The organism is Stenotrophomonas sp. B1-1, from assembly GCF_010894375.1.
In the GTDB taxonomy this organism is placed as follows: domain Bacteria; phylum Pseudomonadota; class Gammaproteobacteria; order Xanthomonadales; family Xanthomonadaceae; genus Stenotrophomonas.
On record NZ_JAAIUZ010000001.1, the window covers coordinates 112,110 to 125,442 of the forward strand.

General features: G+C 67.9%; 15 protein-coding genes. 10 read left to right on the forward strand and 5 right to left on the reverse strand.

Annotated features, from left to right (window positions below; genetic code table 11):
- The first annotated feature begins 103 nt into the window (after nt 1-103).
- Both G4G00_RS00530 and G4G00_RS00535 read left to right on the forward strand, forming a co-directional pair.
- Nucleotides 104-478, forward strand: a complete 375-nt coding sequence (locus G4G00_RS00530; RefSeq protein WP_108752052.1) for a classical arabinogalactan protein 4 — start codon at nt 104-106, stop codon at nt 476-478.
- Between the two features lie 121 nt (nt 479-599).
- A complete protein-coding gene (locus G4G00_RS00535) occupies nt 600-782 on the forward strand; it encodes a lana protein (RefSeq protein WP_108752053.1) in 183 nt (60 codons plus the stop codon).
- A gap of 99 nt (nt 783-881) precedes the next feature.
- Here the strand turns inward: G4G00_RS00535 and G4G00_RS00540 are convergent, their stop codons facing one another.
- On the reverse strand, nt 882-1,361 hold the full coding sequence (locus G4G00_RS00540; protein WP_108748377.1) for a winged helix-turn-helix transcriptional regulator: 480 nt from the start codon (nt 1,359-1,361) through the stop codon (nt 882-884).
- A 149-nt stretch (nt 1,362-1,510) separates the two neighbouring features.
- Between G4G00_RS00540 and G4G00_RS00545 the strand changes: the two genes are divergently transcribed.
- Both G4G00_RS00545 and alr read left to right on the forward strand, forming a co-directional pair.
- Complete coding sequence (locus G4G00_RS00545; RefSeq protein ID WP_108752054.1) at nt 1,511-2,815, forward strand: D-amino acid dehydrogenase; 1,305 nt, start codon at nt 1,511-1,513, stop codon at nt 2,813-2,815.
- Entirely contained in the window at nt 2,794-3,864 is a 1,071-nt protein-coding gene (alr, locus tag G4G00_RS00550) for an alanine racemase (RefSeq protein ID WP_108752055.1), read from the forward strand. The genes G4G00_RS00545 and alr overlap by 22 nt, the downstream gene beginning before the upstream one ends.
- A gap of 83 nt (nt 3,865-3,947) precedes the next feature.
- On the opposite strand, the gene G4G00_RS00555 is transcribed toward alr, so the two are convergent.
- A complete protein-coding gene (locus tag G4G00_RS00555; protein WP_164270667.1) occupies nt 3,948-4,520 on the reverse strand; it encodes a DUF3016 domain-containing protein in 573 nt (190 codons plus the stop codon).
- Between the two features lie 173 nt (nt 4,521-4,693).
- Between G4G00_RS00555 and G4G00_RS00560 the strand changes: the two genes are divergently transcribed.
- Together G4G00_RS00560 and G4G00_RS00565 are read left to right on the forward strand one after the other, a co-directional pair.
- The gene (locus G4G00_RS00560; RefSeq protein WP_240336057.1) at nt 4,694-6,754 is read left to right on the forward strand and encodes a PAS domain-containing sensor histidine kinase; all 2,061 of its coding nucleotides are present in this window, start codon (nt 4,694-4,696) and stop codon (nt 6,752-6,754) included.
- A gap of 44 nt (nt 6,755-6,798) precedes the next feature.
- The gene (locus G4G00_RS00565; RefSeq protein WP_108752057.1) at nt 6,799-7,089 is read left to right on the forward strand and encodes a DUF3247 family protein; all 291 of its coding nucleotides are present in this window, start codon (nt 6,799-6,801) and stop codon (nt 7,087-7,089) included.
- Between the two features lie 60 nt (nt 7,090-7,149).
- Here the strand turns inward: G4G00_RS00565 and G4G00_RS00570 are convergent, their stop codons facing one another.
- Nucleotides 7,150-7,413, reverse strand: coding sequence for a hypothetical protein (locus G4G00_RS00570; RefSeq protein ID WP_108748382.1), 264 nt, complete (start codon nt 7,411-7,413; stop codon nt 7,150-7,152).
- Nucleotides 7,414-7,570: 157 nt separating this feature from the next.
- Between G4G00_RS00570 and G4G00_RS00575 the strand changes: the two genes are divergently transcribed.
- Genes G4G00_RS00575 through G4G00_RS00585 form a run of 3 tightly spaced genes read left to right on the forward strand, consistent with a single transcriptional unit; the run spans nt 7,571 to nt 10,007 of the window.
- Nucleotides 7,571-8,632, forward strand: coding sequence for a class I SAM-dependent methyltransferase (locus G4G00_RS00575; RefSeq protein WP_108752058.1), 1,062 nt, complete (start codon nt 7,571-7,573; stop codon nt 8,630-8,632).
- Entirely contained in the window at nt 8,629-9,330 is a 702-nt protein-coding gene (locus G4G00_RS00580) for a pseudouridine synthase (protein WP_108755311.1), read from the forward strand. The genes G4G00_RS00575 and G4G00_RS00580 overlap by 4 nt, the downstream gene beginning before the upstream one ends.
- Nucleotides 9,327-10,007 (forward strand): HAD family phosphatase, encoded by a 681-nt coding sequence (locus tag G4G00_RS00585; RefSeq protein WP_164270669.1) that lies wholly within the window; start codon nt 9,327-9,329, stop codon nt 10,005-10,007. Before G4G00_RS00580 ends, G4G00_RS00585 begins: the two co-directional genes overlap by 4 nt.
- 176 nt (nt 10,008-10,183) lie before the next feature.
- Here the strand turns inward: G4G00_RS00585 and fabB are convergent, their stop codons facing one another.
- A complete protein-coding gene (gene fabB / locus G4G00_RS00590; protein ID WP_164270671.1) occupies nt 10,184-11,392 on the reverse strand; it encodes a beta-ketoacyl-ACP synthase I in 1,209 nt (402 codons plus the stop codon).
- A complete protein-coding gene (fabA, locus tag G4G00_RS00595) occupies nt 11,392-11,907 on the reverse strand; it encodes a 3-hydroxyacyl-[acyl-carrier-protein] dehydratase FabA (protein ID WP_079220498.1) in 516 nt (171 codons plus the stop codon). Before fabA ends, fabB begins: the two co-directional genes overlap by 1 nt.
- Before the next feature lie 191 nt (nt 11,908-12,098).
- Between fabA and dinB the strand changes: the two genes are divergently transcribed.
- Nucleotides 12,099-13,193, forward strand: coding sequence for a DNA polymerase IV (dinB, locus tag G4G00_RS00600; RefSeq protein WP_164270672.1), 1,095 nt, complete (start codon nt 12,099-12,101; stop codon nt 13,191-13,193).
- Nucleotides 13,194-13,333: the final 140 nt, after the last annotated feature.

A 13,333-nucleotide genomic window follows, 5' to 3' on the forward strand; every position in this document is an offset into this window, starting at 1 on the left:
GCTGAAGTGGGGATGGCGGGGCGGCGTTGCAAGTGTGATGGCCATTCATGGGCGGCACACGGGGCCGGGTGCATGGTGGGGGCAATCCACGCTGGAGCGTGCCATGAACCGCCCCCTTGTCCTGCTGTTGTCGGCGCTGCTGCCTCTGGTGGCACAGGCACAGGTGCCCACCGGCAACCCGACCGGAACCCGCAGCAGCACCACGGTGGCGCCGCCGCCGGTGGCACCGCCGGTGCAGCCGGCACGCCCGCAGCCGCAACCGCTGCCTTCACCGCAGCCCCGCCAGCCGATCAAGGCCACCGGCCCGGCGCCGATCACCGCCACCCCTGCGCCGGCACTGCCGGACAAGGTCTACGACCGCAACGGCCGCATCGTGCCGGGGGTGAAGCCGGTGGGGCCAAACCGCGTGTTCGATTCGCGCACCGGGCGTTACTACGACAGCGTGCCGCAGGGCGCCGGGCAGCAGATCAAGCCGTGACAGGGCGTGCCGGGGTAGCGGCCTGAACCCAGCAAAACGCGTGCGTGCCGATCACCGTTTTTTCGCCTGCGATTAACCGCTGCGGGATCACCGTGGCGCTGCGCCGGCATGGTGTCGGCGCATGTCCTTCGTCCTATGGATCGCGATCATGAAGAACCAGCAGAACCGTCCGTCCGGCAAGGAACCGCAGGGCCGTAACCCGCAGCAGCAACAGCAGCAGATGGACCCGCAGCAGGCGCACAAGGGCGGCAAGCAGCAGGACCACCGCCAGCAGGGCGGCATGAAGCACCCGCAGCAGCGGTGAACGATCAGGGGTCAGAGCCCGCCATGCGGGATCTGACCCCACATTCTCGCCAGGGGTCGGATCCCGCGCAGCGGGCTCTGACCCCACACCCGGCACCGCTCAATCGGCAATCGGCAGCGCCCAGGTCTCTTTCACTTCTTCCATCACGATGTAGCTCTTGGACTCGCGCACATGCGGCAGGGTCAGCAGGGTGCTGCCCAGCAGCTTGCGGTAGCTGGCCATTTCGCTGATGCGCGCCTTCAGCAGGTAGTCGAAATCGCCCGATACCAGATGGCATTCCAGCACGTTGGGCAGCTTCAGCGCGGCGCGGCGGAATTCTTCGAAGATGTCGCCCGATTTGTAGGCCAGGCTGATTTCCACGAACACCAGCAGGCTGGCTTTCAGCGCGGTCGGGTCCAGGTGGGCGTGGTACCCGGTGATCACACCCTCGCGTTCCAGCCGGCGCACGCGCTCGGTGCAGGGCGTGGTGGACAGGCCCACCCGTTCACCCAGTTCGGTGAAGGAAATGCGGCCTTCGGCCTGCAGGATGCGCAGGATCTTGCGGTCGATCTTGTCCAGTTCGCGGGAGCGGGTGGCCATGGCCGTCAACCTCGGGGAATGAATCGCAGGGAAACTGCCTGACTGTAGTCCTAAAAACAGGCAAATGCTCTAGGATTGCGCGCCTATACTTCCCCAATTGTGGTCCCGGCGTGCTCAAACGCAGGGAATGATCGGGTTGGAGAGTCCCCATGCGAGTCCTCGTTCTTGGCAGCGGCGTGATCGGCACCACCAGTGCCTGGTACCTGCGGCAGGCCGGCTTTGAAGTCACGGTCATCGACCGCCAGCCGGGCCCCGCGCTGGAAACCAGTTTCGCCAACGCCGGCCAGCTCTCGTTCGGCTACACCTCGCCGTGGGCCGCCCCGGGCGTGCCGAAGAAGGCGATCGGTTGGCTGTTCGAAAAGCACGCGCCGCTGGCCATCAAGCCCGGCATGGACCTGGCCCAGTACCGCTGGCTGTGGCAGATGCTGCGCAACTGCACCCAGGAACGCTATGCGATCAACAAGGCGCGCATGGTGCGCATGTCCGAATACAGCCGCGACTGCCTGAACGAGCTGCGCGCGCAGATCGGCATCGAATTCGAAGGCCGCGACCTGGGCACCACCCAGTTGTTCCGCACCCAGCAGCAGCTGGACGCCTCGGCGCAGGACATCGAGATCCTGGCCCAGTACGGCGTGCCCTACGAAGTGCTGGACCGCGCCGGCATCATCCAGGCCGAGCCTGCGCTGGCCCATGTGGACGGCCTGGTGGGTGCGTTGCGCCTGCCGCGCGACCAGACCGGTGACTGCCAGCTGTTCACCCGTCGCCTGGCCCAGCTGGCGGCCGACGCCGGCGTGGAATTCCGCTACGACCAGGACATCACCGGCCTGCAGGTCGAAGGCGACCGGGTAACCGGCGTGCGCATCGGCAACCGCGTGGAAACCGCCGACCGGGTGGTGGTGGCGCTGGGCAGCTATTCGCCGGCCATGGTGGCGCCGCTGGGCATGCGCCTGCCGGTGTACCCGCTGAAGGGCTATTCGCTGACCCTGCCGATCACCGACCCGGCGATGGCGCCGACCTCGACCATCCTGGACGAGAGCTACAAGGTGGCCGTCACCCGTTTCGACAACCGCATCCGCGTGGGCGGCATGGCCGAAGTGGCCGGGTTCGACCTGTCGCTGTCGCAGCGCCGCCGCGAAACCCTGGAACTGGTGGTGCGCGACCTGTACCCGAAGGGCGGCGACCTGGCCAAGGCGCAGTTCTGGACCGGCCTGCGCCCGGCTACCCCGGATGGCACGCCGGTGATCGGCGCCACCCCGCTGCGCAACCTGTACCTGAACACCGGCCACGGCACCCTGGGCTGGACCATGGCTTGTGGTTCGGGCCGCTACCTGGCCGACCTGATGAGCGCGCGCCAGCCGCAGATCAGCACCGAGGGCCTGGATATCTTCCGTTACGGCCAGTACGGCCACGCCCCTCAGCAGGAGAGCCGCGCATGCGTCCTGCCCGCGCGCTGATCGATCTGGGCGCGCTGCGCAGCAACTACCGCCTGGCCCGTGAACTGGGCGGCGGCAAGGCGCTGGCGGTGGTCAAGGCCGATGCCTACGGGCACGGCGCGGTGCGCTGCGCGCAGGCGCTGGAAGGCGAGGCCGACGGCTTTGCGGTGGCCACCATCGAAGAAGCACTGGAGCTGCGCCAGGCCGGTATCCGCGCGCCGATCCTGCTGCTGGAAGGCATCTTCGAAGCCAGCGAACTGCCGCTGGTGGCCGAACATGACCTGTGGTTCTCGGTGGGTTCGCCGTGGCAGGTGGAGGCGCTGGCCGCCTTTAACAGCCCGCGCCCGCTGACGGTCTGGCTGAAGCTGGACAGTGGCATGCACCGGCTGGGCCTGGACGTGGCCGGCTTCCGTGCCGCGCACGCGCGCCTGTCGGCGCTGCCGCAGGTTGAGCGCATCGTGATGATGACCCACCTGGCGCGCGCCGATGAGCTGGACAGCGAGCGCACGCATGAGCAGGCCGCAACGTTCAAGGCGGCCATCGACGGCCTGTCCGGCGAGACCAGCGTGTGCAATTCGCCGGCGCTGCTGGGCTGGCCCGATGTGCGCAGTGACTGGGTGCGCCCGGGCCTGATGCTGTACGGGGCCAACCCGCTGCCGGACGACAGCGCGCTGACCGCGCGCCTGCGCCCGGTGATGACCATGCAGTCGCAGGTGATTGCCGAGCGCTGGATCGAACCGGGCGAGCCGGTGGGCTATGGCGCCCGCTTCGTGGCCAAGGTGCGCACCCGCGTGGGCGTGGTGGCGCTGGGCTATGCCGACGGCTATCCGCAGTTCGCCCCGAATGGCACGCCGGTGCTGATCGACGGCCAGCCCGGTGGCCTGATCGGCCGTGTGTCGATGGACATGCTGACGGTGGACCTGACCGCCCACCCGCAGGCCGCTGTGGGCAGCGTGGTTGAACTGTGGGGCAGCGCACCCACCCTGGCCGAACTGGCCCCGCGCTGCGGCGTGAGTGCCTACCAGTTGCCGTGCGCGGTGAAGCGCGTGGCGCGGGTGTACCAGGATTAAGGGACGCCCGTTGCGCCCTGCGTGTCGACCAAGGTCGACACCTACCGGTGCGTGTTGCACCGGTAGGCGCGCGCTGTGCGGGCTTACCGCGCGGCGGTGACCTGCGGGGCCAGCTGCTTCTTCACCCAGTCATCGATCAGGCGCTTTTCGTAGCGCAGCGGATCGGTATCGCTGCGCACGCCGATGTTGTGCAGATAGCCGCTGTCACTCAGCTTGGCCTCGCCCTCGTTGACGATGCGGCCGCTGGCATCCTTCAGCGTGTACTGCAGGCTGATGCGCGGCGGGTAGATGTCACGCATGACCCGGATGTCGCTGCCGCGCGGGCCGTGCCACGGCTCATAGTCGCCTGCACGCTTGATGTCGGTCACGGTCACATCCAGCGTCTGCCCGGGCTGCAGCGGCTTGGCCGCCGTGGTCTGGATGTAGCGGGCGATCTGCTGCACCCAGTCACCCCGCTCGGCTTCAAAGCGGTTGGTGGTCTGGCGCAGCTCGGTGAACTGCGCCGGATCGGTCCACTGCACGCTGACCGGGCCGTCGGCCTGCAGCGCACGGGGCGCATCGGGCGCGGTGACCGTGCGTGGCGCAGCGGTGGCGCTGCCGGCGGCCAGGGCACAGGCCAGCAGCAACGTGGCGGTAGTGAAAGGCGAACGGTTCATGGCAGGACTCCTGCGGCCGGGATGGCCGACGGTCGGGGTTTCAGGGCGAGTGTGAGCCTGCCCCGGAGGCGCAGCAATGGCCAAATGCGTCACAAATGGCCGTGGTTGCCGCGAATTCATGCTCGTCAAGCATGACCGACGGCGCTTGACGCTGTGAATACGTCCTCTGGAAGATGCTGTGCGTCCATACCGGCTTGCCTCGACCCCCTTTGTCCACACTGCCGCCCCTCGCCGAGCGCCCAGCCCCGCTGGCCCCCACGCCGGAAACCGATCTGCACCGAGGCGTGCTCGAGCGCATCAATGCCGGTTTCTGCGTGATTCACGTGATCTTCGAGGGCAGCCGTGCCGTTGATTACCGCTTCGTGGAGGTCAACGACGCGTTCGAGCGCCACACCGGCCTGAAGGACGCGCGCGGCAAGCGCATGACCGAGCTGGAACCCAACCATGAAAGCGATTGGTTCCGGGTGTACGGCGATGTGGCCCGCAGTGGCCGGCCGGCGCAGTTTGAAATGGAAGCACGCGCGCTGGGGCGCTCGTTCTCGGTCGACGCCGTGCGCGTGGGCCAGGCCGGCGAAGACATGGTCGGCATCCTCTTCTTCGATGTGACCGCCCGCAAACAGATTGAAGTGGAACTGGGTGAAAGCGAGGCGCGTTTCAGCGCGCTGGCCGACGGCCTGCCCATGCCGGTCTGGGTGCTGGACGACAAAGGCCACGCACGCTTCGTCAACAGTGCCTTCAGTGAATTCTTCGGTGGCGACGAAACCCGCGTACCGGAAGATGTCTGGCGCGGCCTGGTGCACCCGGACGACGCTTCGGTGTTCGAGTACGAGCTGCAGGAAGCGCTGAAGGCGCAGCGGTCGATGCATGCGCTGGTGCGTGCCCGGCGTGCCGATGGCCAGTGGCGCTGGCTGGAAATGAATGCCCGCCCGCGCTTCTCGCGCATGGGCCGCTTCATTGGCTTGGCCGGCAGCAGCCCGGACGTGACCGACCGCCGCGAGATCGAGCTGGCCCGCGAAGAACTGCTGCAGTCCGAGCGCGCGGCGCGCAGCGCGGCCGAAAACATGGCACGGCTGAAGGACGAGTTCCTGGCCACGCTGTCGCATGAACTGCGCACGCCGCTGACCACCATCCTCGGCTGGAGCGAGCTGCTGCTGCAGCGCGTGGACAACACCAGCCCGCTGTTCAAGGGCCTGAACGTGATCGCCAGCAGTGCCACGGCGCAGAAACGGCTGATCTCGGACATGCTGGACCTGAGCAGCATGCTGCTGGGCAAGGTGCAGCTGGAAGTGGAATCGCTGGACCTGCGCGGGCAGCTGGTCGAAGCCATGGGCGCGCAGGAGCTGGTGGCCGAGGGCAAGGCACTGGATGTCAGCCTGCAGTTGCCCGAGGAGCGCTGCCTGGTGCTGGGCGATGCCACGCGCCTGCAGCAGGTGTTCTGGAACCTGCTGTCCAACGCCATCAAGTTCACCCCGGCCGAGGGCCGCATCGACGTGCAGCTGCAGGCCGACGGCGCTTACTGGGTGGTGACCCTGCGCGATACCGGCGATGGCATTGCGCCTGAATTCCTCAACCATCTGTTCAGCCGGTTCCGCCAGGCCGATGGCACCACCACCCGCCGCCATGGCGGCCTGGGACTGGGCCTGGCCATCGTGCAGCAGCTGGTGGAACTGCATGGCGGTACGGTCAGCGCGGCCAGCGAGGGCCATGGCCACGGTGCCACTTTCACCGTGCGCCTGCCGCAGCATTACCCCGATGCGGACAAGCGGCCGCTGCGCGAAGTGATCAGCGGCCCCATCGTCGAGCCGATGGTGGTGGAGCCGTACCCGCTGCGCGGCCTGCACGTGCTGGCGGTGGAAGACCAGCCGGAGGTGCTGGAATACCTGCGGCGCATGCTGGAAGAGCAGGGCGCATCGGTATCGGCGGCCACGTCGGCCGTGGAAGCGCTGGCCCTGCTGGCCGACAACGGCCATCTGCACTACAACGTGCTGCTGACCGACATCGGCATGCCGGGCATGGATGGCTATGGGCTGGTGCGCACGCTGCGCGATGACATGGGCGTGGATGCCACCACCTTGCCGGCCGTGGCGGTAACCGCGCTGGCGCGCGCCGATGATCGCCGTCGCGCGCTGGCATCGGGCTTCCAGGAGCATGTGGCCAAGCCGTATTCGGTGGCCCAGCTGGTGGCGGCGGTGCGCCACGTGCAGGCGGCGCGCAGCGGCGACGCATTGCACTGAGCATTCACGGCCGATCGGCGACTCTGCGTGCAGGAGGTCGCCGAATGTCCCGTATCGCTCCCCGTATCCACACCGACCCGGCGCAGATCGCGCGCCTGGAATCCCTGCTGCCACAGCTGGAAGGCGAAACGCAGGTGGAACTGACCCTGCAGGATGGTCGTCGCCTGCTGGGCACCGTGGCCGTCAGGCCAACGGTGCAGCAGTTCCGTAATGACGCCGGTGATGAAGGCACCAATGGCCAGCTGCGTCTGGACGACTACGATGCGCCCGTGCAGCAGCACTATGTGTGGCTGGACGAGATCGCCAGCGTGCGCAGGTTGCCGCCGAGACCATGAGCACAGCCACCCACGGGGTGGCTCTACCCAGTAGAGCCACGCCATGCGTGGCTGGTCTGCCTAATGTTCAAACACGGTAGGCGTCGCCTCGAAGCGCCGCGCATAGGCGCGCTCTTCGGCCACGCGGGCGACTTCGTCATCGGCCAGGTCCGGGGCCCCATACACCGCATAGGCCACGGCACCGTCGGCGCCATGGCCGATCTGGTGCAGGCGGTAGCGCGAATGCCCGCCGCCGGTGTCCTCGGGGTAATGCACGGGCGGATGGCTGCCCTCCAGGTCCATTTCACTGTTGTCGACCACACCACCGACGAACAAGGCGCGCATGCAGGAGCTCCAATAGGTTGCGGGGGGAGCTCTTACCCTGAACCCTTCAATGTTGGCGGCGCATCAACGCCCCGTTGAACTTTCGCAAAGCGCGCCCGGGGCGGGGCGGGCCGAGCCGGTACAATGGACGGCCCTCACGCTTCCAGTACCCGCGCCGATGGCCGCCAGCGACGACGCCCCCCTGCAGACCCTGTTCCTGCCGTTTTCCAGCGGCGCCCTGCGCTGGCCGGAGGGTCCGGTGGCCTTCCTGCGCGCCCGCGATGGCTGGCCGCTGCGCGAAGCGGCCGGCACCCGCGAGGTCCACTTCGAACAGAGCTTTGCCCCGTTCGCCCAGCCGCTGCAGGCCAGCGGCTGGACCGTCAGCGGGCAGCTGGACGATGCCGCCGGCAAGGGCCGCTACCCGCTGGTGCTGGTGCTGCCGCCGCGCCAGCGCGAAGAAGCACGCGCACTGTTCGCCCGCGCCCTGGCCCTGGTGGCCGACGGCGGCCGCATCGTGGCCTGCCAGTCCAACAATGAAGGCGCGCGCTCCGGCGAGGGCGACCTGAAGCAGCTGACCGGCCTGGGCGGCTGCCTGACCAAGAACCATTGCCGGGTGTACTGGACCGCGCCACTGCAGGGCCAGCACGATGCCGACCTGGCCAAGCGCTGGGCCGCACTGGATGCGGTGCGGCCGATCATGGGCGGTCGCTTCCTCAGCCGCCCGGGCGTGTTCGCCTGGGACCGCATCGACCCGGCCTCTGCCCTGCTGGCCGAGCACCTGCCGGCCGACCTGGCCGGCCGTGCCGCCGATCTGGGCGCCGGCTATGGCTACCTGTCGCGCGAACTGCTGGAGCGCTGCCCGAAAATCACCGCGCTGGACCTGTACGAAGCCGAGCAGCGTGCGCTGGCCCTGGCCGAGCTGAACCTTGCACCGCCGCCGCGCGCGCTGCCGCTGCGTTTCCTGTGGCGCGACGTGACCGCCGGCATCGAGCCGGGCTACGACGTCATCATCAGCAACCCGCCGTTCCACACGCCCTCGCGCGCCGACCGCCCGGACATCGGCCAGCGCTTCATTGCCGTGGCCGCGCAGGCACTGCGCCCCGGTGGCCGCCTGTACGTGGTGGCCAACCGCCACCTGCCGTACGAGCACACCTTGAACGACAGCTTCGGCGCGGTGCGCGTGGTGGCCGAGCGCGATGGCTTCAAGCTGGTGGAAGCAGTGAAGGGGAAGGGCCGATGAAACTGGTCAAGCACATCGCCAACCTGGGCTACGGCAGCCGCAAGCAGGTGCAGTGGATGTTCCGCGAAGGGCGCATCACCGATGCCGACGGCGAGGTGCTGTACGCCGATGACCAGGTGCCGCACGAGGCGGTGCGGGTTGATGGCGAGCCGCTGGACCCGCCGCCGGGCCTGACCCTTGCCCTGCACAAGCCGGCCGGCTACACCTGTTCGACCAAGGACACCGGCCGCCTGATCTACGATCTGCTGCCGCCGCGATTCCGCGACCGCGACCCGGTGCTGTCCACCGTCGGCCGCCTGGACCGCGAAACCAGCGGCCTGCTGCTGCTGACCGACGATGGCGGCCTGCTGCACCGGATCATCTCGCCCAAGTCGAAGCTGCCCAAGGTCTACGACGTGGCGCTGAGCGAAGACCTGCGTGGCGATGAAGTGGCGCTGTTCGCCAGCGGTACGCTGATGCTGGAATCGGAGAAGACCCCGCTGCTGCCGGCCGAGCTGGAGGTGCTGGGCCCGCGCCAGGTGCGGCTGGTGCTGCACGAAGGCCGCTACCACCAGGTACGCCGCATGTTTGCCGCCACCGGCAACCACGTGCAGGCACTGCACCGCAGCCGGGTGGGTGGCATGGACCTGCAGGGCCTGGACGAAGGCCAGTGGCGCATGCTCGATGCCGCCGACCTGGACACGCTGTTCGCCGTATGACCGTGATCGCTGCGCTGCCGTTCCTGCCCGACGCCGTCATCTTCGACATGGACGGCCTGATGATCGACAGCGAGCGCGTCTCGCTGGCGTGCTGGAACGAGGCGGCGCGGGCGAGCGGGCTGCCGCTGGATGAAAGCTTCTTCCTGCGCATGGTGGGCCTGGGTGACCGGGACTGCCGCGCGCTGCTGCAGCAGCAGGGGCTGAGCGAGGGCACGATCGAAACGCTGGTGGACACCTGCCACGCGCTGTACGACGCGCGCACCCAGCATGGACTGCCGCTGCGGCCGGGCATCATGGAGTTGCTGGAGCTGCTGAAGGCGCACGCCGTGCCGTGTGCGGTGGCTACGTCTACCCGGCAGCCGCGGGCCAACCGCAAGCTGGCCGCGGCCGGGCTGCTGCCGTATTTCGATGCAGTGGTAGCGGGCAACGACGTGGAGCGGCCGAAGCCGGCGCCGGATATCTATCTGCTGGCCGCCCGCAGGCTCGGGCAGGACCCGCAGCGCTGCCTGGCGCTGGAAGATTCACCGGCAGGCACGCGCGCCGCACTGGCGGCCGGCATGACCGTGATCCAGGTGCCGGACCTGGTGGACCCGGACGACGCGCAGCGCGCCCTGGGCCACCGCATCGTGACCTCGCTGCTGGACGCACACGCCCTGCTGCTGCCACTGCTGCGGTAGATATATGGTGGGTGCCGACCTGGGTTGGCACGCATGACCGCTCTGGTAGGTGCCAACCTTGGTTGGCACGATTTTAGAGCAGTCGAGCAAGCTCGACTCTACGGGGGCGACGTGGCACGATTTTCGAGCAGTCGAGCAAGCTCGACGTTACGAGGGCGACGTGGCACGCCCTTCCATCACACCCGGCCGAACACCAGTGCTGCGTTGGTGCCACCGAACCCGAAGCTGTTGGACATCACCGTATCCAGCTTCTGCTCGCGGCTTTCGCGCAGGATCGGGAAGCCTTCCACCGCCGGGTCCAGCTCGGTGATGTTGGCCGAACCGGCCACGAAGCCATCGCGCATCATCAGCAGGCAGTAGATCGCCTCGTGCACGCTGGCCGCACCCAGCGAGTGGCCCGACAGCGCCTTGGTCGACGACAGCGGCGGCACGGCATCGCCGAACACTTCGCGGATCGCACCCAGCTCGGTCACATCGCCCAGCGGGGTGGAGGTGCCGTGGGTATTCAGGTAATCCAGCGGACGGTCGATGTTCTGCAGCGCCATCTTCATGCAGCGCACTGCGCCTTCGCCGGACGGAGCCACCATGTCGGCACCGTCGGAGGTCACGCCGTAGCCGATCAGTTCGGCGTAGATGCGTGCACCGCGGGCCACGGCGTGGTCGTAATCTTCCAGCACCAGCATGCCGCCGCCGCCGGCAATGACGAAGCCATCGCGGTCCTTGTCATACGGGCGCGACGCGGTGGCCGGGGTGTCGTTGAAGCTGGTGGACAGCGCACCCATCGCGTCGAACATCACGCTCATCGACCAGTGCAGGTCTTCGCCGCCACCGGCGAACATGATGTCCTGCGCGCCATGGCGGATCATGTCCGCGGCCGCGCCGATGCAGTGCGCCGAGGTGGCGCAGGCGGCCGACAGCGAATAGCTGACGCCCTTGATCTGGAACGCGGTGGCCAGGCAGGCCGACACGGTCGAGCACATCGTGCGCGGCACCATGTACGGGCCGACCTTGCGCACGCCACGGGCGCGCAGCAGGTCCACTGCACCCACCTGCCATTCGCTGGAACCACCGCCGGAACCGGCGATCAGGCCGGTACGCAGCGCGCTGACCTGTTCCTGGGAAAGGCCGGCATCGGCGATCGCATCGCGCATGGCCACGTAGGCGAAGGCCGCCGCATCGCTCATGAAGCGCTTCTGCTTGCGGTCGATCTGCGCATCCAGATCCATGTCCACGCGGCCGCCAATCTGGCTGCGCAGGCCGGCTTCAGCGTGGTCGGGCAGCGCGGTGATGCCGGCGCGGCCGTCGCGCAGCGCCGACGAGACGGTATCCAGATCGTTGCCCAGGCAGGAGGTGATGCCCATGCCGGTAATGACGACGCGACGCATCAGAAGCTCCCGGTTTCGGTGAACAGGCCCACGCGCAGGTCGCGGGCGTTGTAGATTTCGCGGTCGTCCACGTACATGCGGGCGTCGGCCTGGGCCATCACCAGCTTGCGGTTGATCACGCGGGTGATGTCGATTTCATAGCGCACCAGCTTCGCTTCCGGCAGCACCTGGCCGGTGAACTTCACTTCGCCGCAGCCCAGGGCGCGGCCCTTGCCGGGGGCACCCAGCCAGGTCAGGTAGAAGCCGGTCAGCTGCCACATGGCATCCAGGCCCAGGCAGCCGGGCATCACCGGGTCGCCGATGAAGTGGCAGCCGAAGAACCACAGGTCCGGGCGGATATCCAGTTCGGCACGCACCATGCCTTTGCCATGCGGTCCGCCGTCCTCGCGGATTTCGGTGATGCGGTCGAACATCAGCATCGGGTCGTTGGGCAGACGGCCGGCGGCGGCGCCGAACAGTTCACCGCGGGCGCTGGCCAGCAGCTGGTCGCGGTTGAACGCGTGGAGACGAGTCATGGAAAGCGCATTCCTGGAAGCGAAAACAAGGCAACAAGTCCCCGAGGATGCACGACGGTTGCAACGGGAATCAAACCGCCACACCGTACGCGTGCGTAGTGTTCTGCGCCGGAATCGCGCATCCCGTTGATGCACAACGACCATACTTTGGCGTCTGGACGGGTACGGTGCAGGTATGATGGCGGCCGACCATGAACGCACTGCGCAAGATCATCCACGTAGACATGGACGCCTTCTATGCGTCGGTGGAGCAGCGCGACGCGCCTTCACTGCGCGGCAAGCCGGTGGTGGTGGCCTGGCGCGGCGCGCGTTCAGTGGTGTGTGCCGCGTCCTATGAAGCGCGGGTGTTCGGCGTGCGCTCGGCCATGCCGGCGCTGCGTGCCGAGCGCCTGTGCCCCGATGCGATCTTCGTGCCGCCCGATTTCGCCCGCTACAAGGCCGTGTCGCGGCAGGTGCGCGAGATCTTCCTGCGCCATACCGATCTGGTCGAACCGCTGTCGCTGGACGAGGCCTACCTGGATGTGACCGAGCCGAAGAGCGGCATGGCACTGGCGACCGATATCGCCCGCACCATCCGCGCGCAGATCCGCGAAGAAACCCAGTTGACTGCTTCAGCCGGCATCGCGCCGAACAAGTTCCTGGCCAAGATCGCCTCGGACTGGCGCAAGCCCGACGGACAGTTCGTCATCCCGCCGCAGCGGGTGGATGCCTTCCTGCTGCCGTTGCCGGTGAACCGGGTTCCCGGCGTGGGCAAGGTGATGGAAGGCAAGCTGGCCGCGCGCGGCATCGTCACCTGTGGCGACCTGCGGCAATGGGCGTTGCCGGACCTGGAAGAAGCCTTCGGCAGTTTCGGCCGCAGCCTGTACAACCGCGCCCGTGGCATCGACGAGCGTCCGGTGGAACCGGACCAGCAGGTGCAGTCGATTTCCTCCGAAGACACCTTCGCCGAAGACCTGCTGCTGGAAGACCTGGCCGAGGCGATCGTGCAGTTGGCAGAGAAGACCTGGAAGGCCACGCGCCAGACCGAACGCATCGGTCATACCGTAGTGCTGAAACTGAAGACCGCCCAGTTCCGCATCCTGACCCGCAGCTTCACCCCCGAGCGCCCACCCGAATCGGAACAGGAGCTGCGTGACATCGCCCTGGCACTGCGCGCGCGCGTGGACCTGCCAGCCGATACCCGTTACCGCCTGGTGGGCGTGGGCCTGGGCGGTTTCCGCGAAAAGGAACCGGTAGTGCAGGGCGAACTGTTCGGGCACGACCCAACCCATCCCACAGAAATCTAGTCGTCAAACATGGGGTCAGAGCCCGTTGCGGAGCAACGGGATCCGACCCCAAGTCCATGAGCGCCGGCCAACTGTCGAAGGCGGGGTGGGTCCGGTTGCGGGGGCGTGAGCCGCATGGATGCGGCGACCGAGCTTACATG